Below are 246 nucleotides of genomic sequence, written 5' to 3'. Positions count from 1 at the left end.
CCAGCCCGATGTCGCGCGCGGTCAATCGCCGTCCGGCCGCGATCAGGGTCTCGCCCGCGGCGAAATCCTGTCCCGCGCGGCGGATATGCCGGCCGGGCGTCACCGTCTCGCCCACGGTAAGACGGTCGCCGTCGCGGGCCGCGTCCTCCTGCAGCAGGATGCCGTCGAGTGCCGCACCGTCGGGACCGGCCGGCACCACGCTGCCGGTGAACAGCCGCACGGCCTCGCCGCGCCCGACCCGGCCGG

1 pseudogene is annotated in these 246 nt (G+C 76.4%); it reads right to left on the bottom strand.

What is annotated here, in order from left to right:
- Nucleotides 1-246 (bottom strand): annotated as a pseudogene (locus B8460_RS20510) (molybdopterin molybdenumtransferase MoeA); the annotation flags it as partial.

Source organism: Acidisphaera rubrifaciens HS-AP3, assembly GCF_000964365.1.
Lineage (GTDB): Bacteria > Pseudomonadota > Alphaproteobacteria > Acetobacterales > Acetobacteraceae > Acidisphaera > Acidisphaera rubrifaciens.
The sequence above is the reverse complement of the archived record's forward strand: the minus strand, read 5'-3'. Positions and strand labels throughout refer to the sequence as shown.